General features: G+C 68.2%; 27 protein-coding genes. 19 read left to right on the top strand and 8 right to left on the bottom strand.

The window, feature by feature from the left end; all coding sequences use genetic code 11:
* Nucleotides 1–1,037: 5-aminolevulinate synthase (gene hemA / locus QZ814_RS08015; protein ID WP_294330725.1), on the bottom strand; the 1,037-nt coding region annotated here is incomplete at its 3' end.
* Nucleotides 1,038–1,340: 303 nt separating this feature from the next.
* Between hemA and QZ814_RS08010 the strand changes: the two genes are divergently transcribed.
* On the top strand, nt 1,341–1,511 hold the full coding sequence (locus QZ814_RS08010; RefSeq protein WP_294330724.1) for a hypothetical protein: 171 nt from the start codon (nt 1,341–1,343) through the stop codon (nt 1,509–1,511).
* Nucleotides 1,512–1,514: 3 nt separating this feature from the next.
* On the opposite strand, the gene murI is transcribed toward QZ814_RS08010, so the two are convergent.
* A complete protein-coding gene (gene murI / locus QZ814_RS08005; protein ID WP_294330722.1) occupies nt 1,515–2,312 on the bottom strand; it encodes a glutamate racemase in 798 nt (265 codons plus the stop codon).
* A gap of 118 nt (nt 2,313–2,430) precedes the next feature.
* Between murI and plsY the strand changes: the two genes are divergently transcribed.
* Complete coding sequence (gene plsY, locus QZ814_RS08000) at nt 2,431–3,039, top strand: glycerol-3-phosphate 1-O-acyltransferase PlsY (RefSeq protein ID WP_294330721.1); 609 nt, start codon at nt 2,431–2,433, stop codon at nt 3,037–3,039.
* Between the two features lie 54 nt (nt 3,040–3,093).
* Here plsY and QZ814_RS07995 read toward each other — a convergent pair whose 3' ends face one another.
* Nucleotides 3,094–4,878, bottom strand: a complete 1,785-nt coding sequence (locus tag QZ814_RS07995; protein ID WP_294330719.1) for a Pnap_2097 family protein — start codon at nt 4,876–4,878, stop codon at nt 3,094–3,096.
* Nucleotides 4,879–5,116: 238 nt separating this feature from the next.
* On the opposite strand from QZ814_RS07995, the gene dprA reads away from it, so the two are divergent.
* Nucleotides 5,117–6,199, top strand: coding sequence for a DNA-processing protein DprA (gene dprA, locus QZ814_RS07990; protein ID WP_294330733.1), 1,083 nt, complete (start codon nt 5,117–5,119; stop codon nt 6,197–6,199).
* A gap of 4 nt (nt 6,200–6,203) precedes the next feature.
* Here the strand turns inward: dprA and QZ814_RS07985 are convergent, their stop codons facing one another.
* A complete protein-coding gene (locus tag QZ814_RS07985; RefSeq protein ID WP_294330717.1) occupies nt 6,204–6,449 on the bottom strand; it encodes a hypothetical protein in 246 nt (81 codons plus the stop codon).
* A gap of 17 nt (nt 6,450–6,466) precedes the next feature.
* Nucleotides 6,467–7,504 (bottom strand): hypothetical protein, encoded by a 1,038-nt coding sequence (locus tag QZ814_RS07980; RefSeq protein ID WP_294330715.1) that lies wholly within the window; start codon nt 7,502–7,504, stop codon nt 6,467–6,469.
* Between the two features lie 236 nt (nt 7,505–7,740).
* On the opposite strand from QZ814_RS07980, the gene QZ814_RS07975 reads away from it, so the two are divergent.
* The 3 genes from QZ814_RS07975 to yghU all read left to right on the top strand — a co-directional run bounded on the left by QZ814_RS07975 (nt 7,741) and on the right by yghU (nt 10,096).
* A complete protein-coding gene (locus QZ814_RS07975; RefSeq protein ID WP_294330714.1) occupies nt 7,741–8,361 on the top strand; it encodes a porin family protein in 621 nt (206 codons plus the stop codon).
* A gap of 234 nt (nt 8,362–8,595) precedes the next feature.
* Entirely contained in the window at nt 8,596–9,177 is a 582-nt protein-coding gene (locus QZ814_RS07970; protein WP_294330712.1) for a hypothetical protein, read from the top strand.
* Between the two features lie 13 nt (nt 9,178–9,190).
* Nucleotides 9,191–10,096, top strand: coding sequence for a glutathione-dependent disulfide-bond oxidoreductase (gene yghU / locus QZ814_RS07965; RefSeq protein WP_294330710.1), 906 nt, complete (start codon nt 9,191–9,193; stop codon nt 10,094–10,096).
* A gap of 18 nt (nt 10,097–10,114) precedes the next feature.
* Here the strand turns inward: yghU and QZ814_RS07960 are convergent, their stop codons facing one another.
* On the bottom strand, nt 10,115–10,615 hold the full coding sequence (locus QZ814_RS07960; RefSeq protein ID WP_294330708.1) for a hypothetical protein: 501 nt from the start codon (nt 10,613–10,615) through the stop codon (nt 10,115–10,117).
* 126 nt (nt 10,616–10,741) lie between these two features.
* Here QZ814_RS07960 and topA point away from each other — a divergent pair, with 126 nt between their 5' ends.
* The 11 genes from topA to QZ814_RS07905 all read left to right on the top strand — a co-directional run bounded on the left by topA (nt 10,742) and on the right by QZ814_RS07905 (nt 20,415).
* Nucleotides 10,742–13,339 (top strand): type I DNA topoisomerase, encoded by a 2,598-nt coding sequence (gene topA / locus QZ814_RS07955; RefSeq protein ID WP_294330706.1) that lies wholly within the window; start codon nt 10,742–10,744, stop codon nt 13,337–13,339.
* Between the two features lie 177 nt (nt 13,340–13,516).
* Complete coding sequence (locus tag QZ814_RS07950; RefSeq protein WP_294330704.1) at nt 13,517–14,281, top strand: exonuclease domain-containing protein; 765 nt, start codon at nt 13,517–13,519, stop codon at nt 14,279–14,281.
* 100 nt (nt 14,282–14,381) lie between these two features.
* Nucleotides 14,382–14,834: a YbgC/FadM family acyl-CoA thioesterase gene (locus QZ814_RS07945; RefSeq protein ID WP_294330703.1), complete on the top strand. Its 453-nt coding sequence runs from the start codon at nt 14,382–14,384 to the stop codon at nt 14,832–14,834.
* 6 nt (nt 14,835–14,840) lie between these two features.
* Entirely contained in the window at nt 14,841–15,527 is a 687-nt protein-coding gene (gene tolQ, locus QZ814_RS07940) for a protein TolQ (RefSeq protein ID WP_294330701.1), read from the top strand.
* 4 nt (nt 15,528–15,531) lie between these two features.
* Nucleotides 15,532–15,972, top strand: coding sequence for a protein TolR (gene tolR / locus QZ814_RS07935; RefSeq protein WP_294330699.1), 441 nt, complete (start codon nt 15,532–15,534; stop codon nt 15,970–15,972).
* 13 nt (nt 15,973–15,985) lie between these two features.
* Nucleotides 15,986–16,930, top strand: a complete 945-nt coding sequence (locus QZ814_RS07930; RefSeq protein WP_294330698.1) for a cell envelope biogenesis protein TolA — start codon at nt 15,986–15,988, stop codon at nt 16,928–16,930.
* A gap of 10 nt (nt 16,931–16,940) precedes the next feature.
* The gene (gene tolB / locus QZ814_RS07925; protein ID WP_294330696.1) at nt 16,941–18,329 is read left to right on the top strand and encodes a Tol-Pal system beta propeller repeat protein TolB; all 1,389 of its coding nucleotides are present in this window, start codon (nt 16,941–16,943) and stop codon (nt 18,327–18,329) included.
* A 67-nt stretch (nt 18,330–18,396) separates the two neighbouring features.
* On the top strand, nt 18,397–18,912 hold the full coding sequence (gene pal / locus QZ814_RS07920) for a peptidoglycan-associated lipoprotein Pal (RefSeq protein ID WP_294330694.1): 516 nt from the start codon (nt 18,397–18,399) through the stop codon (nt 18,910–18,912).
* Between the two features lie 130 nt (nt 18,913–19,042).
* Nucleotides 19,043–19,948: an SPFH domain-containing protein gene (locus QZ814_RS07915; protein WP_294330692.1), complete on the top strand. Its 906-nt coding sequence runs from the start codon at nt 19,043–19,045 to the stop codon at nt 19,946–19,948.
* A gap of 9 nt (nt 19,949–19,957) precedes the next feature.
* Complete coding sequence (locus QZ814_RS07910) at nt 19,958–20,176, top strand: toxin-antitoxin system HicB family antitoxin (protein ID WP_294330690.1); 219 nt, start codon at nt 19,958–19,960, stop codon at nt 20,174–20,176.
* The gene (locus QZ814_RS07905; RefSeq protein WP_294330688.1) at nt 20,173–20,415 is read left to right on the top strand and encodes a hypothetical protein; all 243 of its coding nucleotides are present in this window, start codon (nt 20,173–20,175) and stop codon (nt 20,413–20,415) included. Before QZ814_RS07910 ends, QZ814_RS07905 begins: the two co-directional genes overlap by 4 nt.
* A 3-nt stretch (nt 20,416–20,418) precedes the next feature.
* Here QZ814_RS07905 and QZ814_RS07900 read toward each other — a convergent pair whose 3' ends face one another.
* A complete protein-coding gene (locus QZ814_RS07900) occupies nt 20,419–20,862 on the bottom strand; it encodes a hypothetical protein (protein WP_294330686.1) in 444 nt (147 codons plus the stop codon).
* A 163-nt stretch (nt 20,863–21,025) separates the two neighbouring features.
* On the opposite strand from QZ814_RS07900, the gene ruvA reads away from it, so the two are divergent.
* Nucleotides 21,026–21,622 carry a Holliday junction branch migration protein RuvA gene (ruvA, locus tag QZ814_RS07895; protein ID WP_294330684.1) on the top strand — a complete coding sequence of 199 codons (597 nt, stop codon included), beginning with the start codon at nt 21,026–21,028 and terminating at the stop codon, nt 21,620–21,622.
* A gap of 175 nt (nt 21,623–21,797) precedes the next feature.
* Nucleotides 21,798–22,355: a DUF4337 family protein gene (locus QZ814_RS07890; protein ID WP_294330682.1), complete on the top strand. Its 558-nt coding sequence runs from the start codon at nt 21,798–21,800 to the stop codon at nt 22,353–22,355.
* Nucleotides 22,356–22,513: 158 nt separating this feature from the next.
* On the opposite strand, the gene QZ814_RS07885 is transcribed toward QZ814_RS07890, so the two are convergent.
* Nucleotides 22,514–23,407 carry a 2-hydroxyacid dehydrogenase gene (locus QZ814_RS07885; RefSeq protein ID WP_294330679.1) on the bottom strand — a complete coding sequence of 298 codons (894 nt, stop codon included), beginning with the start codon at nt 23,405–23,407 and terminating at the stop codon, nt 22,514–22,516.
* Nucleotides 23,408–23,466: the final 59 nt, after the last annotated feature.

Genomic DNA, 23,466 nt, shown 5'->3' with positions numbered 1-23,466 from the left:
CCGACCATCACCGGCACGATATGCGTCTCGCCCAGCATGACCGGCAGGTTCGCCTCGGTCATCATCGCCTTCAGCTTGGCGGCGGCCGCCTGCTGTCCCTCGCGCTCGACCGAGCTCTGCTTCAGGTGGCGCACGCTCGCCAGCACGCCCGCGACCAGCACCGGCGACAGCGAGGTGGTGAAGATGAACCCCGGCGCGTACGAGCGGATCACGTCGACGATCATCCGGTCGGCCGCGATATAGCCGCCCATCACGCCAAACGCCTTGCCCAGCGTGCCCTCGATCACGGTCAGCCGGTGGGCGACGCCGTCGCGCTCCGAAATGCCGCCGCCGCGCGCGCCGTACATGCCGACCGCGTGCACCTCGTCCAGATAGGTCAGCGCGTTATACTTATCCGCGAGGTCACAGATCGCCGCGATCGGGGCGACATCGCCCTCCATCGAATAGACGCTCTCGAACGCGATCAGCTTGGGCACCGCCGGATCGGCCTCGGCCAGCAATTCCTCCAGATGCGCCAGGTCGTTGTGGCGGAAGACCTGCTTCTCGCAGCCCGAATTGCGAATCCCTGCGATCATCGAGGCGTGGTTGAGCTCGTCGGAGAAGATCACGCAACCGGGCAGGATCTTGGCCAGCGTCGCCAAAGTCGCTTCGTTGGAGACATAGCCGCTGGTGAAGAGCAGCGCCGCTTCCTTGCCGTGCAGGTCGGCGAGCTCGCCCTCCAGATCGACGTGATAATGCGTGTTGCCGCCGATATTGCGCGTACCGCCCGAGCCTGCGCCGACGTCGTGGAGCGCTTCCTCCATCGCGGCGATGACCTTGGGGTGCTGGCCCATCGCCAGATAGTCGTTGGAGCACCAGACGGTGATCGGCTTGGGCCCGTTATGCCCGGCAAAGCACCGGGCGTTCGGGAACATGCCCTTGTTGCGCAGGATGTCGATGAAGACCCGGTAACGCCCCTCGGCATGGAGGCGGTCGATGGCCTGGGTGAAGACCCGCGTGTAATCGATCGCGGGTGCGGATGCGTCTTGGCGCTGCATGGATTGGTTCTCTACGCCTTGTCTTCGAGCAATTCCAGCACGTGAACCCCCGTATTGCCCCAGCCTCTCCCCCCGGCCTTGGCGGCCGGATTTGAGGCTGGTCATACCGCAATTTACGATGCCTGCATCACCTTTTCACCCGAGGTCATCCACGGAAAAGCCGTTCAGCGTCATCGATTGATGCGGTTTAGGGGCGTTCGCCGGCGAAGCGTGGTAAAGAAAAGGTATCGCGGACGACTCGGGGCACAGGCGAGTCTGCGTCTGAGGAACGACCGCGCTTCCGCTTGTGAACGGAGAGTCGCCATGGCCAGGAATGACGTGGAGTATTTCGCACGGCGTGCGCAGCAGGAGCGCAAGCGCGCCGAATGCTGCGACGACAGCAGCGCCCGCCGGGTGCATCAGGAAATGGCCGAGCGCTATACGGCGAAGCTGGTCGCGCGCGACCCGCAGATGGCGCAGGGCGACGTCGCCTGAGCGCTACAATGTTTCGATTCGGCTGAGCCCGTAGCGCGCCAGCGCCGGGGCCAGCGCATCGGCGCGGTGGTCGCGCGCAGTGAATACGGCACGGCCGGGGGGCAGATCGTCGGGCCAGTTCTGGCCCTGGGTGAGATAGGCGACGCGCCGCGCAATGCCGGGGCCGCCATCCACGAAGTGCACCCCTTGAGGCGCCGCCGCCCGCATCTCCGCTTCGAGCAGCGGGAAATGGGTGCAGGCATTGACGATCACGTCGATCCGGTCGCCGCCCGGCTGGTGGAACAGCCCGTCCAGTTCGTTCGCCACGACCTCCGGTGCGATTTGCTCGCCTGCGAGCTTGGCCTCGGCGAGTTCGACCAGCGCCGCGGAGCCGTGTCGCAGCACGGTGCAATCCCCCGCGAAGCGCGCGGCAAGATCGTCGACATAGGGCTGGCGCACCGTCGCCGCGGTGCCGAGCACGCCGATGGTGCGGCTATGGCTCGTCTCCGCCGCCGGCTTGATCGCGGGGACCGTGCCGACGATCGGCAGGTCGAGCGCGGCGCGGACATGCTGGAGCGCGATCGTCGAGGCGGTGTTGCAGGCGATCACGATCAGCCGCGGATCGTAGCGCTCGGCCAGCCGCCCGAGCAGCGCCGGCACGCGCGCCGCGATCTCCGCCTCGCTCTTGGTGCCATAGGGAAAGCCCGCCGAATCCGCGACATAGACGAGCGGCGCCTGGGGCAGCAGCGCGGTGGTGGGACCGAGCACGGACAGCCCGCCCACGCCGGAATCGAAGAACAGCACGGGGCGACGATCGGCCATGTCCTGCCATGGCCGAGGCGCGCCGCCCCCGTCAATGTGGCGCCCGTCTGCACGCTGATGCAGGTCATTGCGTTCAGGTAAGGGAAGCGGCTAAACGCGGGAACGAAAGGGGGCCGCTTTGCCCACGGAAGTTCCATGGATCGCCCCGGCCGGGGCCTTGTTGCTCGGATATCTGCTGGGGTCGATCCCGTTCGGGGTGCTGCTGACGCGCGCCGCCGGGGCGGGGGACCTGCGCCAGATCGGATCGGGCAATATCGGCGCCACCAATGTGCTGCGCACCGGCCGCAAGGGGCTGGCGGCGGCGACGCTGCTGCTCGACATGGCCAAGGGCGCGGTGGCGGTGCTGATCGCCGCGGCGTTCCTGCCCGGTACCGCGGCGCTCGCGGCAACGGCGGCGTTTATCGGCCATTGCTACCCGGTCTGGCTCAAGTTCCGGGGCGGCAAGGGCGTGGCGACGCTGATGGGCGTGGTGCTTGCGCTCTACTGGCCCTCGGGCCTCGTCTATGCGGCGGTGTGGCTGGGGCTGCTGGCGACGGTGCGCATCTCGTCGGTTTCCGGCATGGCGGCGGCGGTGAGCGCGCCGGTGAGCGCCGCCTTTTTCGGCCGGATCGACCTGGTGCTGATGCTGCTCGCGCTCGCGCTGATCGTGCTGTGGAAGCACCGCGAGAATATCGACCGGCTGCTCAGCGGGTCGGAACCCAGGGTCGGCAGCAAGCGCAAGAGCTGATCTGCGCCCGCGCGCGGGCGATGCCGGCCTGGCCGACATCGCCCGCCGTCGCATTCAGCCGATGCGCACCTTGGTCGCGGTGATCCGCGCCATGACCTTCTCGTCGCTCTTGCGGTTGATCGAGGCGCGATAGCGGATGCGGTCCTCCGTCTGCTCCCATTCGTGGAGCTTGACGACGAGGATCTCCGACGGCTCGGCATTGGCGAAGTACATCACGTCGCGTTCCTCGACGCTGAAGTCGAACGCGAAGCCGCGGCCGGCATAGCGGGTGAGGCAGATCTCCGCGATCGACGGATAGGCGGCGAAGTAGAGCAGGCCCACGCCGTTGATGTCGTGCGGGGGCAATTGCTCATATTCGGTCTCAAACAGCGTCTCGCCCACCGGCTCGGCACGGCGCTGGCGATATTCCTGTCCCAGCTCCGGCAGGGCAGCGCATTCGGGGATCGGGAAGCCCGGCGGGATGACCGGCGTGCCCTTCAGAAGCGAGGTGTTGACGCCGGCTTCGCCATATTTGGAGAAGGTCGTCATCAGTTCGGCAGTCGCATGCCCGCCGGGCCCGTCGATTTCCGCAGTGGCGAAGAACATCGCGGCGCCGTAGCGCTGCTCCGTCATCGACAGCGTGAGCGCGTCATTTTCCTTGAACGCGGTGAGCGGCGCGTTGGAGCGCAGGCGGATGCGCGTGAACGTCGCATAGAGGCGGTCGCCCGCCGCGTCGGTGAGCGCGGCAGAGCTGGTGCCCAGCGAGCGGAGCAGGATGCTCCAGTGGATGTCGCCGAGTTCCTTGAACAGCCAGGCTTCGGAAAGTCCCTTCAGGGCCATTTGCGGCATGTTGAGCGCATAGTGGCGCACTTCGCCGCCGCTGCCGGCGCTACGCTGTTGCTGCGCGACGTGCATCTGGGCGGGCGGCGCCGCGGAAAGCGCTGCGGGCGCGGCGGCGGGATCGGCCGATGCCGCGAACGGCGCGCGCTCCCCCACCAGATCTTCGAGCCGGGTGAGCGAGCCCCAGGCGGCGTCGTGCATCTGCCCGCCGATCGCGCTTTCCACCGCGACCCGCAAGTTGATCAGCGCGAAGCTGTCGAGCGGCAGTGCGGTCAGCGGCTTGGTGTAGTCGGCTTCGTCGAATTCGGGCCATTCCCGGCGCACCAGCGGCGTCAGTTCGGCGCGGGGGAGGTGCGGCAGCTGCACCTGCTGCTCGGCCGCGCTGCGCTCCTCCCACGGCATGTCGGTGCCGTGCACCGCGCGGTAGAAGGCCTTGGCGGTCTCGACCGTCACGTTGGTCGCGAAGTCGGGCACGGCCTTGAGCCCGGCCGTCAGTGCCGCCTTGTCGAGCTCCCACCAGCGCGTCTTCTCGATCGCGGCGCGCACCTCGGCCGGAAAGCGGAACCGCACCAGCTTGGCGGGAACGCCGCTGAAAATGGCATAAGCGGGCACGTCGGTCATCACGATGCTGCCGGCGCCGATCACGGCGCCGCGGCCGATGTGGCGGCAGCCGGGAAGGATCGTGGCATTATGGCCGATCCACACGTCGTCGCCGATGATCTGCGGGGTCGTTTCGAGATCGTGGTCGACGATGCCGAACTCTGGTAAGTACAGAAAAGGATGAGTCGTGAGGCGGTCGACGGCGTGATTGGCTTCTACAAGACGAGCGCTTCCGGCGATGGAAGAATATCGGCCGATCGTGGTGCCGGGGGGTATGCGCCAACGATCGAATGCGCCGATCGTGTACATGCCGACGTCGATTCCATAACGCTTCTGAAAGCGCTTACGCAGGGCAATACTTTCATATTGGCCGTCCTTGGCGAAGCGTACCGACAATCTGTCGATAACGTTCTCAATCATTAGTGATATCCCCTGGGCCACGATGGGTTTGCGGCCAAGATAGAGATGCAGGCGGGATGAGCAACATGATTTCAGCCGGAAGCCGGATTCGCGTGTCGCAAGATTCCTTCGTTTCAATAGGGCTTTTGGAACATTCCAACGGGCGGCCGGGCCGCGGGGCGGCTGTCCGGTGCGACACGCCGCGTCCGCGACGATGGTGCAAATGGGCGCGTGCTGCGGCTGCCGGGCGGTGGTCGACATGACGGAGGCGGGCGAGGCGCGGCTCCGGTTGCTGCGGTCCGCCAATGTCGGTCCGGTCACCTATGCCCAGCTCGTTGCCCGGTTCGGCTCGGCCGGGGCGGCGCTCGCGGCACTGCCGATGCTCGCGGCGCGCGGTGGCGGGCGGACGCCGCAGATCGCCGATGCCGGCGCGGTGCGGCGCGAGATCGCGGCGGTCGAGCGGCTCGGCGCCCGCTACCTCTTTCTCGACGATCCCGCCTATCCGCCGCTGCTCGCCGAACTGGAAAACGCGCCGCCGGCGCTGATCGTGCGCGGAAATATGGGGCTGCTGGAACGGCCGTGCGTGGCGATGGTCGGCGCGCGCAACGCCTCGGCGGCGGCGTGCCGCTTCGCCCGCCAGCTTGCGATCGGGCTGGTCGAGCGCGGTGCCGTCGTGGTCTCGGGCCTCGCGCGCGGTATCGACACGGCGGCGCATCAGGGGGCGCTGGCCGGCGGCACGATCGGGGTGATCGCCAGTGGTATCGACATCGTCTTTCCGCCCGAAAATGCCACGCTGCAGGCACGGGTCGGCGACGAGGGGCTGCTCGTCACCGAGCAGCCACCGGGCACTGATCCGCTCGCCCGCTTCTTTCCGGCGCGCAATCGCATCATCGCCGGCCTGTCGCTCGGCACCGTGGTGGTGGAGGCGGCGCCGCGTTCGGGCAGTCTGATCACCGCGCGGCTGGCCGCCGAGGCCGGGCGCGACGTGATGGCGGTGCCGGGCTCGCCGCTCGATCCCCGGGCGCAGGGCTGCAACCTGCTGATCCGCGAAGGGGCGATCCTGGTGCAGAGCGCGGACGACATCTGGGAGGCGGTGCGGCCGCTCGACCCGCGGGCGCTGCGTGCGCCGGCGCCTGGCCCGTTCGACCCGGCGCCGGCCGAGGATGCCAGCGAGGCCGATCGTCGCCGCATCACGAGCCTGCTGGGGCCGGTGGCGGTGGGTGTCGACGAACTGATCCGCCAGAGCGGCTGTGCCCCGGCGGTGGTGCAGATCGTGCTCCTCGAATGCGAGCTCGCCGGCCGGCTGGAACGCCATGCCGGTGCGCGGGTGTCGCTGCGCTGACGGGTCAGCGCAGCCCGAAGGCGTGGAGATAATAGGCGCCCACGCCGTCCCCGATCAGCAATTGCCCCGGCCCCAGCTGTCCGACCAGATAGGCCGCGCCGACCAGCAGCGACCCCAGTATCGATACCACCGCCAGCGCCGCGACGAGCCGCTTGCCCGGCGCGCGTGCGCCCTCCGCGATCGCGATCAGGCCGGAAACGGCGAGGAACTCGAAGAGCGGGTAGAAATCGAGCCGATAGCGGAAACACATGCTCACCGCGCAGAGCATCAGCGCCGGCGGGATAGCGAGCCCCAGCGCGATGGCGGCGCTGCGCGGGCGGGTCGGGCTTGGAGGGCGCGGACCGCCCAGGCACCGAGCAGCAAGAGCAGCGGATCGGTGAGCAGGAAGCTGCTCGGCGGCAGTTCGGCGGCGTCGATCCATTTGTGGCGGGTCGCCTCCAGCAGCAGCTGCCCGTCGGCACCGTGCAGCACCCAGACCGGCGCGAAATAATAGACCAGGCCGAACGGTACGCGGTGCAGGTTGAACAGGCCCTGCTCGGCCATCCGCACCAGTCGATCGGGGTACCAGGCGTTGTAGAGATAGTGGTGATAGTCGGCGAAGGTGAGCGGGTTGCCCCAGCGGCCGAAATTCACCAGCGCCGTCACCGCTCCGAGCAGCGCGATCAGCAGCATCGGTAGGGCGGCCGTGCCGATCCATCCGCGCAGGTCGCGGCGGTTCCGGATCGTCTCGACCAGACCGATCCCCACCGACACCCGCGTGAGCATCGCGAGGCCTGCGGCAAGCGCCATCACGAGCAGCGCGCCGCGACCAAGCCCCAGCAGGCGGGCATGGACCGCCGCCGCGACGAACAGCGCCGCCCACAGGGCCGCCCACAGGCATACCTCCTGATACAGGCTGAAGCGCAGGAAGCAGGTTTGCGCCCCGGCGAGCACCAGCACCACGGCCATTGCCTTGCCCAGCCAGACCGGCAGGCCCGGCCGCGCGCGGCGGATCCGCCGCAGCGTCCACAGCTTGGTGGCGAGCATGCCGCCGAGCGCGACCATGCAGGAGCCGGTGGTGAAATCCAGCGTCCGCCAGCCGGGGAACAGCGTGAAGGGCAGCCGCAGCAGCGCCGGCAGTATGCCCCAATAGGCGACGGTCCGCCCGCCGACCGCAAAGCCTTCGCGTCCGACGATCGCCGGATCGACGTCGAACCGGCCGTGCAGCAGATGGTCGAGCATCGAATTGAAGGTGAGGTAGAGCGGATGCACCTCGCGGGGCACGCGGGCGATCGCATAGCAGAGCAGCACCGTTCCCACCGCCATCAACAGGCGCGCGGGGCGGAACGGGATGGGAAGCCGGGGTATGGCGCGCCCTTGCCCGGAGCGGCATCGATCGGCAAGCGGGTGGGGCGATCGCTGGCGACGCTAGGGTCTGGCCGTATCTGCGAAGTGTTGCATATTAGCAACGGCTCTCCCTGTTTATGCCGCGGCGCGGAAACCTTTGCGCGTTGGCGGGTTACGGCGGAGGCAAAGACCCAACAATCCAAGGGATGTATAGTATGCGTAACGCGTTTTTCCTCGCCGTCGCGGCGATCGGCTTCACCGCCACGGCCGCCCAGGCCCAGGACACCACGACCACCAGCAGCAATGGCACCAGCTTCCGCGGCATCCGCATCGAAGCCAATGCCGGCGGCGACCGCTTCCAGTCGCAGGGCGTGCACAACGACAAGTTCGGCTATGGCGGCACCGTCGGTTTCGACGGCCAGATCGGCCAGCGCATCGTGATCGGCGCCGAGGGCAGCTACTGGCGCGCCAATGACTGGAACGAGAATTGCTCGGGCGTGACCGGCGGCGGTGCGGTCTGCCACAAGTCGTTCGACGAATATGGCGCGGCCGTGCGCGCCGGCGTGCTCGCCACCCCGCAGCTGCTGATCTTCGCCAAGGGCGGCTATGTGAACAACGAGCAGCGCAAGCGCTTCGACGCGCCGGCCGGCCAGACGTCCTACTACAACCACTTCAACACCGACGGCTATCAGGTCGGCGGCGGCGTCGAATATTCGCTGACCGGCGAGCAGACCCGCATGCCGCTCTACGTCAATGCCCAGTATGTCTATTCGCAGTATAGCGACCATACCGCGCGCCAGCGCGTGATGGCCGGTGTCGGCCTGCGTTTCAAGTAAGCGTAGCGCAGCCGATACGAGGGGGTCGGGCATGGCGTGCGCCATGCCCGGCCCTTTTTCGTGCCCGCATGCTTTCCCCGGGATCGGCCGTGACAGCATTCGCCGCGATGCCTATCCCCGCGTCCAAGGGGGATCGTGATGAACGGTGGGTATTTCTTGCGTCGAACCGCTGCGCTGATGCGTGCGCATCCATGGCCTTGCTTTGCGGCGTGGCTGGCGATGGTGATTCCCTCGGTGATCATCGATGCGGGCAGGCTGGATTCTCGACTGGACATCGTCGCCTCGCTCGGCGGCACCTTTGCGCAGTTTCTCCTCACCAGCGCGCTGCTGCGCCGCGAAGGCATGCACCACGCCTGGGGCACACCCGGCAGGGCGGTGACCTATGTCGTGCAGGGACTTGTGACGACGTTGTGCGTGGTGCTCGGCGCGTTTTGCCTGATCGTGCCGGCAATCTACCTCTACGCCCGCTGGCTGATCGTCTTGCCGCTCGTTGTCGGCGAGGGGCTGGGCGTGCGCGCGGCGCTCGCGACCAGCTGGCGCCGTATGGGCCCTCGGATCGGCCCGGCAATGGTCGCAGTAGCGGCAATCTTCGCGCCTGCTGCACTGCTTTGCCTGAGCATGCTGCCTATCTTCAGGCTCGACACCCCGGTCCCGCTGTGGATGGTGCTGGCGTCCGATCTGGTGGCGCCCGCCTGCATGGTATCGGCCTGGGCGCTCGCCGTTGCGGCCCATCTGCTGCTTGCGCCGCCGGAGCCTGGGGCAGGGACTGGCGCGGCGACGGATGCATCCTACATCCCGGCCGCAAGACCCGCCTGAGGAGACACCGAGCATGGCCGACGCACCCGATCCCGCGAACAACCTCCCCGCCGGCTATGTGCCGCCCCAGGTTTGGGAATGGGCGCCGGGCAATGGCGGCCAGTTCGCCAATATCAACCGGCCGGTCTCGGGCGCGACGCACGAGAAGGAACTGCCGGTCGGCCGCCACCCGATCCAGCTCTATTCGCTCGGCACGCCCAACGGGCAGAAGGTGACGATCCTGCTCGAGGAGCTGCTCGCCGCCGGCCATGCCGGTGCCGAATATGACGCCTGGCTGATCAATATCGGCCAGGGCGACCAGTTCGGCAGCGGCTTCGTCGCGATCAATCCGAACTCGAAGATCCCCGCAATGGTCGACCATTCGATCGCGCCTGCGCTGCCGATCTTCGAAAGCGGGGCGATGATGCTCCACCTCGCCGAGAAGTTCGCCGCCTTTCTGCCGACCGACACGGCGAAGCGCGCGCAGACGCTAAGCTGGCTGATGTGGCAGATGGGTTCGGCGCCGTTCCTTGGCGGCGGCTTCGGCCATTTCTTCGCCTATGCGCCGATCAAGATCCAATATGCGATCGATCGCTATGCGATGGAGGCGAAGCGCCAGCTCCACGTGCTGGAGACCCATCTGGCGACCAGTCGCTACATGGTGGGCGACGACTATACCATCGCCGACATGGCGATCTTCCCCTGGTACGGCGCGGTGGTGCGCGGCGAGACCTATGCGGGCGCGGACGTGTTCCTCAACGCGCAGGAATATCCGAACGTGCTGCGCTGGGCGGCCGAGATCGCCGATCGCGAGCCCGTCCGGCGGGGGCGGCTGGTCAATCGCGGCGTCGGGCCCGAAGACCAGCGCGTCCCCGAGCGGCACGACGCCAAGGACATAGACGTGGTGCTGGAGCGCATCCGCGCGGCCCAGGCGGGCTGAGGTCCACCCGCCTGCGGGTCAGCGGCAGGGGGATTCGGTCGCGGCGGCGCTGCAGAGCGTCGCCCGATCAAGCTCGGCCTTCGCCCACCGCACCTGCTCTGCGCTCGGTACCGCGCGAAAGGCGACCTGCAGGATATAGGCCTTTCCAGGCACCGGAAGGACTCGCTGGAACATCGTCTCGGGCTTGCCGGTCGCGGGATTGCGCGGGCAGTCGATGCGAATGTCGACGCCGCGGGGACTTTTCTCGGGCGGCGTCGCGACTGCGCCGGGGCAGGCGCTTTGCCAGCGCTGTGCCATGGCGTTGTTGAACGCCGTGCCGTCCATCGCGCCCGGGAAGACGAGGCGGGTGGCCATCCGGGTCCAATCCTCCACAGTCTCGCCCTTGGGGATGCGCTCTTCGATTTCGGAGCCGCTCGCCGAGGTCTGCTGGTGACCGACCTTGAACCCCTCCGGCATCGGCCATAGGAGCCGATCCTCTGCCTGCACGGCCGTCATCGCGATCAACGTCAGCCACATCATTTCTATTCCCCCGAAGCGTTGGGCGCTTCTATCAGCACTACGGCCGCGATCAAATCGTCGGCTTGACGCAGCGCAGCGGCGCCCCCCACCTTACACGCGTACACGTAGGGATCGATCGAACACCTCATGCAGCTTGTCATCGTCGAGTCGCCCGCCAAGGCGAAAACCATCGAGAAGTATCTCGGCAAGGACTATCGGGTCCTCGCCAGCTACGGCCATGTCCGCGACCTGCCGGCGCGCGACGGGTCGGTGAACCCCGACGAATCGTTCGCGATGGAGTGGGAGACCTATGCCGACAAGTCGAAGCAGCTGAAGGCGATCGCCGACGAGGCCAAGAAGGCCGACCGTCTGATCCTCGCGACCGACCCTGATCGCGAAGGCGAGGCGATCAGCTGGCACGTGCAGGAAGTGCTGCGACTGAAGAAGGCGCTGCCCAAGGAGGTCGAGCGCGTCACCTTCAACGCGATCACCAAGCCGGCGATCCTCCACGCGATGCAGCACCCGCGCGAGCTGGATACCGACCTGATCGACGCGTACCGCGCCCGCCGCGCGCTGGACTATCTCGTCGGCTTCACCCTCTCCCCGGTCTTGTGGCGCAAGCTGCCCGGCGCCAAGTCGGCGGGGCGCGTCCAGTCGGTGGCGCTGCGGCTGATCGTCGGGCGCGAGCGCGAGATCGAAAGCTTCGTCGCGCAGGAATATTGGTCGGTCATCGCCGAGATGGAATCGGACGGCACGCCGTTCCAGGCGCGTCTCGTCAAGTGGAAGGGCGAGAAGCTCGACCGCCTCTCGATCGGCGACCAGGGCAGCGCCGAGGCCGCCAAGAAGGCGGTCGAGGAAGGCCGCTTCACCGTCGTCGCGGTGGAGACCAAGCCGGCGATGCGCAACCCGCCGCCGCCCTTCACCACCTCGACGCTGCAGCAGGAAGCCGCGCGCAAGCTCGGCTTCTCGGCCAGCCACACGATGCGGATCGCGCAGGCGCTCTACGAGGACGGCGCGATCACCTATATGCGTACCGACGGCGTCCAGATGGACCCCTCGGCGATCCAGGCGGCGCGCAAGGCGGTGGCCGATCGCTATGACGGCAGCTACGTGCCGGACAAGCCGCGCCAGTATCAGACCAAGGCGAAGAACGCCCAGGAAGCGCACGAGGCGATCCGCCCGACCGATTTCGGCAAGGACCGCGCCGGATCTGGCGACCATGCCAAGCTGTACGACCTGATCTGGAAGCGCGCGCTGGCCAGCCAGATGGCGTCGGCGCGGATGGAGCGCACCACCGTCGATCTGGCGGACGGCACCGGCCAGCACGGGCTGCGCGCCACCGGCCAGGTGGTGCTCTTCCCCGGCTATCTCGCGCTCTACGAAGAGGGCAAGGACGACGAGGGCGACGAGGACAGCCGCCGTCTGCCGCGGATGTCCGAAGGCGCTTCGCCGGCCAAGAAGGCGGTCAACGCCGAGCAGCACTTCACCCAGCCGCCGCCGCGCTTCTCCGAAGCCTCGCTGGTCAAGCGGCTGGAGGAACTCGGCATCGGTCGCCCGTCGACCTATGCCTCGATCATCCAGGTGCTCAAGGACCGCGCCTATGTGCGGGTGGAGAAGAACCGCTTCTTCGCCGAGGAAAGCGGCCGCCTGCTGACCGCGTTCCTCGAGCGCTTCTTCGAGAAATATGTCTCGTTCGACTTCACCGCCGAGCTGGAGGAAGAGCTCGACGACGTGTCCGGCGGCCGTGCCGCCTGGCAGGCGGTGCTGGAAGCCTTCTGGCGTGACTTCAAGCCGCGCACCACCGAGGTGATGGAGCAGAAGCCCTCCGACATCACCGCGGCGCTCGACCAGTTCCTTGAGCCGTATCTGTTCCCCGCCAAGGCGGACGGCAGCGATCCGCGGCTCTGCCCGAATTGCGGCGTCGGCAAGCTGGCGCTGCGCGGCGGCCGGTTCGGCGCGTTCGTGGCGTGCTCCAACTATCCCGAGTGCAAGTACACCCGCCGCTTCGGCCAGCCGGGCGGCGAAGGGTCCGAGGACACGGGTCCGGAAGTGTTGGGCCAGGACCCCGAGACGGGGCTCAATGTCGAGCGCAAGTCGGGCCGGTTCGGGCCGTATATCCAGCTCGGCGAAGGCAAGGATGCGGCGCGCGCGTCGATCCCGAAGGACATCGACCTCGATCTCGACTGGGCGCTCAAGCTGCTCAAGCTGCCGCGCACGATCGGCAACCATCCGGAGACGGGCAACCCGATCACCGCCTCGATCGGCCGCTATGGGCCCTATCTGGCGCATGACGGCAAGTACGCGCGGCTCCAGTCGACCGCCGAGGTGTTCGAGACCGGCATGAACGCGGCGGTGGTCAAGCTGGCCGAAGCGGCGGCGGGCGGCGGTCGCCCGGCGCGGGGGGCGGCGCGCGAGCCGCTCAAGGTGTTCGGCAAGCATCCGCGCACCGATGCCGAGATCAAGCTGATGGAAGGCCGCTACGGCGCCTATCTCACCGACGGCGAGACCAATGCGACGCTGCCCAAGACGATCGACAAGGACGCGCTGACGCTGGAGGAAGCCGCCCAGCTGATCGACGCCAAGGCGGCGCAGGGGCCGGCCAAGGGGAAGGCGAAGAAGAAGGCCCCGGCCAAGAAGGCTGCGGCGAAGAAGCCGGCGGCTAAGGCCGCGGCGGGCGAGAAGGTCGGCGCGGCGAAGAAGCCGGCGGCCAAGAAGGCGCCGGCGAAGAAGAAGGCGGCGGAGTAGTCTCACTTAAGCCCCTCCTCCTTGGAGGAGGGGTTTGGGGATGGAGGGATTCCAGAACGCAGGTTGGTCTCCGTGAGACACGGCCCCACCCCAATCCCTCCCCTGAAGGGGAGGGGCTTAGGTGCGGTAGCTCGCTTTCGGCTGGCATTTCGCCCGAAAAACCCCCACATCGCGGCCATGGCGCCGCCAACCCAATCGATCATCCGTGTCATCGACCTAGAGACCACCGGCGACAAGCCGCCCGCCCATGCCGTGTGCGAGATCGGCTGGCAGGACGTGGCGCTGGGCGCCGACGGCCGCTGGGAGCTCTATGGCGAGGGCGGCAACCGGCTGGTCAATCCCGGCCGCGGCATTCCGCCGCTGACCATGGCGATCCATCATATCCGCGACGAGGACGTCGCCGACGCGCCCTATTGGCACGACGTCGCGCGCCCCATCCTCGATCCCTGGCCGCGCCGCATCGCGCTCGCCGCGCACCGCGCGACCTTCGAGGAGCAGTTCTGCACGCCGGCGCTCACCCGCGGCGCGGACTGGATCTGCACCTGGAAATGCGCGCTGCGGTTGTGGCCGGACAGCCCGGGCTTCTCCAACCAGATGCTCCGCTACTGGCGTCGTCCCGAGGGCATGGAGCACGAGCGCGGCCTGCCGGCGCACCGTGCGTTTCCCGACGCCTATGTGACCGCGTTCCACCTCCGCGACATGCTCAACGAGGCGAGCGTCGCGCAGCTGGTCGAATGGTCGAGCCAGCCGGGGCTCTTGCCGCGCGTCCGCTACGGCCCCGATCGCGGCAAGGAATGGAACGAGATTTCCGAGGATTCGCTCGAAGGCTTCCTCACCGATCGCGACGAGGATGTGCGGTTCACTGCGGAAACCGAGCTGGCGCGCCGGCGTGGCGGGGCGCCGGTCGGGCGGGGGAGCGGGACGCAACGGCTGTTGTTCTAGGACTTCCAGATCCTCCCCGTGCCGGGGAGGATCTACATCCACCAAAGCTTAGTCCCTTTGGGGTTCCGCTAGGGCACCGCCTCCGCTAGGAGGCCAATCCATGACCAGCAGCGACCATGCCCCTGCCGGCCGGTTCGACGGCCGCGCGCACCGCTTTGCGCTGCGGGTCTATTTCGAGGACACCGATCTCACCGGTGTCGTCTACCATGCCAATTATCTGCGCTACATGGAACGCGCCCGATCGGACATGCTCACGCTCGCGGGCATCGACCAGCGTGCCGTGTTCGAGGCAGGCGGCGGGGCCTATGCGGTCGCCGGGCTCGACATCCGCTACCGCGCGCCGGCCAAGCTCGGCGACACGCTGGTGGTGATCAGCCGTCTCACCAAATTGCGCGCCGCCGGCGTTATCATTCAGCAACGAGTCATGCGGGACGATCTTTTAGTCGCCGAAGCAACCGTGGAGGTGGCCTTCGTCGCCCCCGGCGGTCGCCCGCGGCGTCAGCCGGCCGAGTGGCTGGCCGCGTTCGAACCGCTCGTGTGGAAGGAGAAGTAAGCGTCCATGCCGTCCGTCACAACTGGTGCCGTCCTGTCGCCGATCCACCTGTTCCTCCAGGCCGACATCGTCGTGAAGCTGGTCATGATCGGCCTGCTGCTCGCCAGCCTGTGGACCTGGACGATCATCATCGGCTTCGCCGCGAAGGTCGGCAGCCTGCGCCGCGAGATGCAGCGCTTCGAGACCGAATATCGCGAGGCGGACGACTTTGACGAGTTCCACCGCCGCGCCGCCGGCCGCGACCAGCCGATCGCGCGCGTGTTCGCCGCCGGCGTCAGCGAATGGCGCCGCTCGACCGCGGGCAAGACGATCGACCGCGAAGGCACGCGCGAGCGCCTCGCCACCGCGATGGGGGCCACGGTCGCGATGGAGATCGACCGCCTGTCCGACCGCCTGAACTTCCTCGCCACCGTGGGCTCGGTCGCGCCGTTCGTCGGCCTGTTCGGCACCGTCTGGGGGATCATGCGCAGCTTCACCGGCATCGCCGCGGCGCAGAGCTCGTCGCTCGCGGTCGTGGCGCCGGGTATCGCCGAGGCGCTGTTCGCCACCGCGATCGGCCTGTTCGCCGCCATCCCCGCGGTGATCGCCTACAACCGCTACAGTCACGCCGTGAACCGCGTCGAGGCGCGGCTGAACCGCTTCGCCGACGGCTTCCACGCGACGCTCAGCCGCCGCCTGGAGATGGAGGGCTAAGCCGATGGGCATGCACCTCCCCTCCGGCAAGGGCCGCGGCCGCCGCACGCCGATGGCCGAGATCAACGTCACCCCGCTGGTCGACGTGATGCTGGTGCTGCTGATCATCTTCATGGTCACCGCGCCTTTGCTCACCGCCGGCGTGCAGGTGAACCTGCCCGAGAGCCGCGCCAAGGCGCTCGATCAGGAGCAGAAGCCCGTCCAGATCTCGATCGACGACAAGGGCCAGGTGTTCATCGACACCGACAAGGTGAGCGATGCCGAGCTGCCCGCCAAGCTGGAAGCGATCGCTGCCAAGAAGGGCCCCGACGGCAAGCCCGCCGCCATCTATCTGCGCGGCGATACCGCGCTCGGCTATGGCAAGGTGATGCGGGTGATGGGCGAGCTCAACCAGGCCGGGCTCAACAAGGTGTCGCTGCTCACCGAACCGAGCGACCAGCGCTGAGGTGAGCGAGACCATGGACCGTAGTGAGCGGATCGGGCTCGGCGTTTCCATCGCGGCGCATGCCGCGGTGATCGCCGCGCTGTCGCTCAGCCTGCTGAAGACGCCACCGCAGGAGCCGCCCAAGGCGATCCCGATCGAGATCTCGCTGGCCGACAAGGTGGGGCCGGAGAACACCGCGCCCGTGGTGAGCCACGAGGAACTGGCGGCAAAGAAGTCGCCGGTGGAAGCCCCGGTGGAGCCGGAGGCCGCGCCCCCGCCCGCGCCGGAGCCCCAGCCCAAGCCGCAGCCGGCGCCGCCGGAGCCCAAGCCCGCGCCGCAGCCAAAGCCCCAGCCGCCGCAGCCCAAGCCCGCGCCGGCGGAGAAGCCGCAGCCCAAGCCGAAGCCCGCACCCGCCGAAAAGCCGCAGCCGGCCAAGCCGGAAAAGCCGAGCAAGCCCGAAAAGCCGAGCAAGCCGGCCCCGCCGTCCAAGGCGGCACCGGCCAAGTCGAGCGATTCCGCCTCGAAGAGCGCGGCGACGGGCAGCGAGCGCCGTCCGGTGAAGCCGACCGGCAACCTCGCCGGGCTCGACCTCGGCCGCTCGAACAACAAGACCAACAGCACCGCGCTGAACAATCCGGCCAGCAAGGCCTCGGCACAGGAGGTCGCGAGCTTCCGCGGGCTGATCGCGCGGCAGATTCAACCCTGCGCGAACCGACAGGTCACGCCTGGCCCCGGCGCCGAGCGCATCCGCATCCTGGTCCGCCTGAACTTCAATCCGGACGGCTCGCTGGCGGGTAATCCGGACATTACCGGCGTGCAGGGGAACGATGCGAGCAATGGGCGGTATGTGGACCGGGTGAAGGATCTGGCGATCGCCACGTTCAAGGGCTGCACCCCAATCCACGGGTTGCCCGCCAATCTCTACGCTGTGCCGGGCGGGTGGAAGAGCCTGCCGTTCAGCTACAAGCTGCCTGGATGAGGATGAAGCGATGAAACTCCAAACCATAGCCTTCGCGACGCTCTGCCTGGCAGGTGCGGCGCATGCCCAGACCACCCCGCCGCCGCCGATCGCGAACAGCCCGCAGGCGGCTGCGCAGGCCCAGGGGCAGGGCCAGGACCAGCCGGTGATCGACATCGTCGGCGGCATTTCCGCGCCGATGCCGATCGCCATCCCCGCGATGCCGACCTCCGCCGTGGTCGACACGCCCGCCGGCTCCACCGACGTGCTCGGCCAGAAGCTGGCCGACGTGATCACCAACGATTTGCGCGGCTCGGGCCTGTTCACCCCCGTGCCGCCGGCGCAGCTGCGCACCGTCGCCTTCCCGGAAGTGACCGCGCCTGCCTATGATTATTGGGGCGGCACCGGCGCGCAGTCGTTGGTGCAGGGCTATGTCCGCGCCAATGGCGACGGCTCGCTCACCGTCGGCTGCTATCTCTACGACGTGCTGTCGAAGGTGGAGCTGATCCGCCAGGGCTTCGTCGTCGCGCCCGCCGACTGGCGCCGTGCCGGCCACAAATGCGCCGACGCGATCTATTCGCGCCTCACCGGCGAGGGCCCCTATTTCGACACGCAGGTCGTCTATATCGCCGAGACCGGCCCCAAGAACCGCCGCCGCAAGCAGCTGGCGATCATGGACCAGGACGGCGCCAACCACCGCTTCCTCACCAACGGCCAGTCGATCGTGCTGACCCCGCGGCTGAGCCCGAAGCTCGACGCGATCCTCTACATGAGCTTCGAAAAGGATCGCCCGTCGATCCATATCTACAATCTGAGCACGCGCCAGGACCGCACGCTGGTCTCCAACCTCGCGCTCAACTTCGCGCCACACTGGTCGCCGGATGCGCGCTATGTGCTGTTCTCGATGGCGGTGGGCGGCAATACCGACATCTACCGCGTGCCCGCCAGCGGCGGCACGCCGGAGCGGCTGACCAACTCGCCGGGCATCGATACCGGCGGCAGCTACTCGCCCGACGGCTCGAAGATCGTGTTCGAAAGCGATCGCGGCGGCACCCAGCAGCTCTATGTGATGAATGCGGACGGCTCCAATCAGCACCGCATCAGCTTCGGCGGCGGGCGCTATGCGGCGCCGGCCTGGAGCCCGCGCGGCGACCAGATCGCCTTCACCCGCATGGGCGGCGGCGCGTTCCGCATCGGCGTGATGAACCCCTCGGGCGGCGGCGAGCAGCTGCTCACCAACAGCTGGGGCGACGAAGGCCCGAGCTGGGCGCCCAATGGCCGCGTGATCGTGTTCTTCCGCTCGGCCCAGGGTTCGGGCCGTCCCGACCTGTGGACGGTGGACCTCACCGGCCGCGCGACACGGAAAGTGCCGACGCCGCTCGATGGCTCGGATCCAAATTGGGGTGCCGTGCGTCCCTGACACCGAGTAGAAACTATAGCGTAACGATTGCGCGGCATGCGCAGCCACCAGTGACAAGGAGGATAACATGACCAAGCTCGTCCCCAGCCTGATGCTCGGCGTAGCGCTCGTCGCCACCGCCGCCTGCTCGAAGAAGCCGCCGGCGGTGCTGCCGCCCGCCCCGACCGAAACCCCGACGCCGCCGAGCCAGCCCTATGGCAATGGCGAGACGACGCAGGCGACGCCGCTCTCCGAGCAGTTCCGCCGTGAGGTGACGAGCGACACGATCCACTTCGCGCTCGACCAGTTCGACGTCGATGCGGAATCGCGCACGATCCTCAACAGCCAGGCCAAGTGGCTGGTCGCGCACCCGAACGTTCGCATCACCCTCGAAGGGCATTGCGACGAGCGCGGTACCCGCGAATACAATCTCGCGCTGGGCGACCGCCGCGCCAATGCCGCGAAGAACTATCTCGCGGCGCAGGGCGTCTCGGCCGATCGCATCACCACGATCAGCTACGGCAAGGAGCGCCCGATCGCGCTGGGTTCGGACGAAGCCAGCTGGGCGCAGAACCGCCGCGCGGTGACCATCGTCCTCAACTGAGGCACGGACGCATTGCCGATGTTTCGGCCGCCGGGGCAGGTGCTCCGGCGGCTGTTTTCTTTTCCGCCGATTCCACTTGGCATCCGTCCTGATTCGATATAAATATGATATCATAATTCAGGAGGGAACGATGACGGACACACGGAGCGCCGCGCCCGCGTTGCGGCAGAGCAGCGAGACGGTGGCGCACACCACCAGCGGCTATGGGATGCTGCTGGTCGCGGTGGCGGCGCTGGTCGCGGGCGGGCTGGCCTTCACCCAGATCGACCGGTTGCCCGACTGGGTGGTGGTGAGCTGGATCGTCGTCGCCGCACTGGTGCTGCTGTTCGTCGTCGCCGGCTTTTACCTGCTCCAGCCCAACCAGGCGGCGGCGATCCTGCTGTTCGGCGATTATCGCGGCACCGATCGCACCACGGGGCTCCGCTGGTCCTGGCCGTGGCTGATCAAGACCAAGGTCTCGGTGCGCGCCAACAACATGATCTCGGACAAGATCAAGGTGAACGACCTGCGCGGCAACCCGATCGAGATGGCGGCGCAGGTGGTGTGGCGGGTGACCGACACCGCCCAGGCGCTGTTCGACGTCGACGACTACAAGGCCTTCGTCAACGTCCAGATCGAGGCGGCGGTGCGCACCATCGGCTCGCGCTATCCCTATGACGATTTCGAGCATCAGGAGGTCACCCTGCGCGGCAATCACGACCAGGTGGGCGGCGAGCTTCGCGCCGAGCTGATCGCCCGGCTGCAGGTAGCGGGCATCACCGTCGACGAGTGCGGCTTCACCCATCTCGCCTACGCACAGGAAATTGCCGGCGCGATGCTGCGCCGCCAGCAGGCGCAGGCGGTGGTCGCCGCGCGCAAGACGCTGGTCGAAGGCGCGGTGGGGATGGTCGAGCTGGCGCTCGATCAGCTATCGGCCAAGAACGTTGTCGAGCTCGACGACGAGCGTCGCGCCGCCATGGTGTCCAACCTGATGGTGGTGCTGTGCGGCGAGCGCGACACCCAGCCGGTGGTGAATGCTGGCTCGCTCTATCAGTAAGGCAGGGTGGTGAGCGGTCCCCCGCAGAAAAAGGCTTTCCCGCTCCGCCTCGATCCGGCGCTCCATGCCGCGATCGAGCGGAGTGCCGCGACCGATCTGCGCAGCGTCAACGCGCAGGTGGAATGTCTGCTGCGCGAGGCGCTGGCCCGGCGCGGGGTGAAGCTGGCCGATCCAGTGCGGCCCAGGCGCGGACGCCCGCCCAAGGATTCGCAAGGAGACACGGAATGACCGAAGATGGCGTACGGCCGGGCTATTGGTTCAAGCCCAAGGCGTTCGGCTATGGCGCGACGCCGGTGACGTGGCAGGGCTGGCTGATCGTCGCCGGCTTCATCGTGCTGGTCGGCGGGATCACCCGCTTCGCGCTACCGGACCATCCGCTCTTCCTGCTGTTGCTGACGCCGGTCGCGCTCGCGCTTGTCTGGATCACGCGAATCAAGACCGACGGCGACTGGCGCTGGCGGTCCTGAGCCTCACGCGGCGAGGGCAAAGGCCGGTCCGTCGCCGTCGTCGTTCGTGGGCTTACGCGCGGGCCGCCGGATCCGCCGTGCGCGCCGCATGCACCGTGCGAAGCGCGCCGTCGCCCACTGCTGCAGGCCTTTCACGCGCAGGGTGGCGAACACGGTAAGTGCGGTTACCGCCACATCCAGCAGCGTGCCGAGTTCGAGCATGCTGGCGCCTGCAACGATGTCCGGTCCCAGCATCCCCAGGAACAGCCGTCCCTCGGCCTCCATCAACCAGAGGATCAGCGCGGCGCCGGCAAGCAGCGTGAGGATCAGCAACACGTCGCCGCGCGACCATCGGTTGCACCAGTGGGCGGGGGCCTCGACCAGCAACCGCCGGAGGGCGCGGCCGATCGGCGTGCCCTCCGCCACCAGCAGCGCGAACCAGAACAGCAGCAGCGTGGCTTGAATCATCGCGAAGCCCCCTCGTTTGCGGGGAGTTGGGGAGCGATGGCGGGATTGCCAGACGGCTGCGCCGAAAATCGCTTCCTCCCTTTTGCTGTTCCGCTTATGTACCGGCTATGCTGCTGCCTGCTCCTCCGCTGTCGCCTGCTCCTGTCGTTCGGGAGCCCCGCCGATGATCGCGCATCTCCGTGGCGCATTGGCCTTCAGCGGTGCCGACCATGCGGTGATCGACGTGAACGGCGTCGGCTACCTCGTCGGGGCCTCGGCCAAGACGCTCGACAAGCTCGGCGCGGTGGGCGAGCAGGTCACCATCCATACCGAGATGCTGGTCAGCGAGGATTCGATCCGGCTGATGGGCTTCGCCTCGGCCGACGAGCGCGACTGGTTCAAGCTGCTGACCAGCGTGCAGGGCGTGGGGGCGAAGGTCGCGCTGGCGATCCTCTCGATCCTCGCGCCCGAGGAACTGCGCACCGCGGTCGCCCGCGCCGATGCGGCGACGATCGCGCGGGCGAACGGCGTGGGGCCGAAGCTCGCCCAGCGCATCGTCAACGAACTCAAGGACAAGGCCGGCGGGCTGGTGCTGGGCGGGGTCGGCGCAACCGCCGCGCCGAGCGGCGGGGCGGCGGCGGATGCGGTGTCGGCGATGCTCAACCTCGGCTTCCGGCCGGCCGAGGCGAGCGCGGCGGTCAACGCCGCCAGCGACGAGCTCGGGCCGGCGGCGACGCTGGACGCGCTGGTCCGCCTCGCGCTGCGCAAGGCGGCGAAGTGAGGTGCTTCTTTCGATCTTCCCCGGGACGGGGAGGGGGACCGCGCGGCGCAGCCGCGTGGTGGAGGGGGATTGCCTCACCGGACTCGCCCGTGGATAGCCCCCTCCACCAAGACGCTTGCGCGCCTTGGTCCCCCTCCCCGTTCCGGGGAGGATCTGGATCGGAAGTCGAATAGCCATGGAAATCGAAGTCTCCGCCGAAGCCAAGGACAAGCGCCTCAACCGCCGTGTCGCGATCACCGTCGTGGTGCTCTCGGTCGCCACGGGCCTGTGCAACATCAAGGACGGCAACATCGTCCAGGCGATGGAGCAGGCGCAGTCGAGCTCGGTCGATCTGTGGAACGAATATCAGGCGACCAAGACCAAGCAGCATCTCGCCGAGACCAGCCGCGCCCAGATCGCGGCGGTGTCGCCCGATGCGGCCAAGGTCGCGCCGATCCTGAAGGGGCTGGACGCAGACATCGCCAAGTACAAGGCCGAGGCCCCCAAGCTCGCCGAGCAGGCCAAGGCCCAGGAAGCGCAATATGACGCGCTCAACATCCATGACGACCAGTTCGACGCCAGCGACGCGGCGATCGCCACCGCCATCTCGATCGCCGCGGTATCGGCGCTGGCGGAGAGCAGCTGGCTGCTGATCGTCGCCTGGGTGTTCGGTGGCTTCGGGCTGTTCCTGGGACTGTGCGGGTTCGCAGGATGGAGCTTCCATCCCGAGGTGCTGAGCACCTTGCTGGGATGACGGGGCAGGGTTTCTTCGATCCTCCCCGGAACGGGGAGGGGGACCGCGCGGCGCAGCCGCGTGGTGGAGGGGGACCGCCGCAAGGGGCTCGCGCGGGGAGGCCCCGCTCCACCAAGCCGCTGACGCGTCTTGGTCCCCCTCCCCGTTCCGGGGAGGATCTAGAAGCGCAACGCCGTCGGCAGGGGCTGGCCGGCGAAATGCGCGTCGAGATTGGCCAGCACCAGCGCTGCCATCGCGGCGCGCGTCTCGACCGTGGCGCTGCCCTGGTGGGGCGCGAGCACCACCTGCTCCAGCGCGCGCAGCGCCTCGGGCACATGCGGCTCCTCGGCGAAGACGTCGAGCCCGGCGCCCGCGATCGTGCCGTTTTGCAGCGCCGCGATCGCCGCGGCTTCGTCCACCAGGCTGCCGCGCGCGACGTTGATCAGCACCCCCTCCGGCCCGAGCCGCCCAAGCACCGTCGCATCGACGATCTTGTCGGTTGCCGCACCGCCGGGCGCGGCGAGGATCAGCACGTCGCTCGCTTCGGCCAGTGCGGCGATGTCGGGCAGATAGCGCCACGCGACCGGCTTTTCGCCGCGCGCCGTGTAGAGCAGTTCGCCCGCGAACGGCGCGGCGCGTTCGGCGATCGCGGTGCCGATCTTGCCCAGCCCGAAAATGCCGATCCGGCGCCCGCTCGCGCGCCTGCCCAGCGGCACCTTCCAGCCGCCGCCGCGCGCCGCTGCGTCATTGGCCGCGATCCGGCGGAACACCGCCAGCAGCAGCGCGATGGCGAGATCGGCGACGTCTTCGGTCAGCACGCCCGGCGTCGTCGTCACCCGCACGCCGCGCACGCGCAACGCGTCGAGGTCGAGCCCGTCATAGCCCACGCCGTTGATTGCCACGATCTCCAGCGCGGGCAGCCGATCGAGCATCGCCGCGTCGAGCCGCATCTGCCCGCCGCCGACGATGGCGCGAGTCGTGGCGGGCGGCTCGCCCTCGTGCAGCGTGAAGCGGGCGGCCAGGTCGGCGCGGAGCGCGTCGGAAACGGCGGTGGCGAGATACAGATCGACCATGCCTGCCCAGATGCGCGCTTGCCCGCAGCTTTGCCAGCCCTTCCCGTCGACCGGTGCAC

The sequence above is a fragment of the uncultured Sphingomonas sp. genome (assembly GCF_913777625.1).
In the GTDB taxonomy this organism is placed as follows: Bacteria; Pseudomonadota; Alphaproteobacteria; order Sphingomonadales; family Sphingomonadaceae; genus Sphingomonas.
Note: the sequence above shows the minus strand (reverse complement) of the source record. Positions and strands in the feature narration are given on the sequence as shown.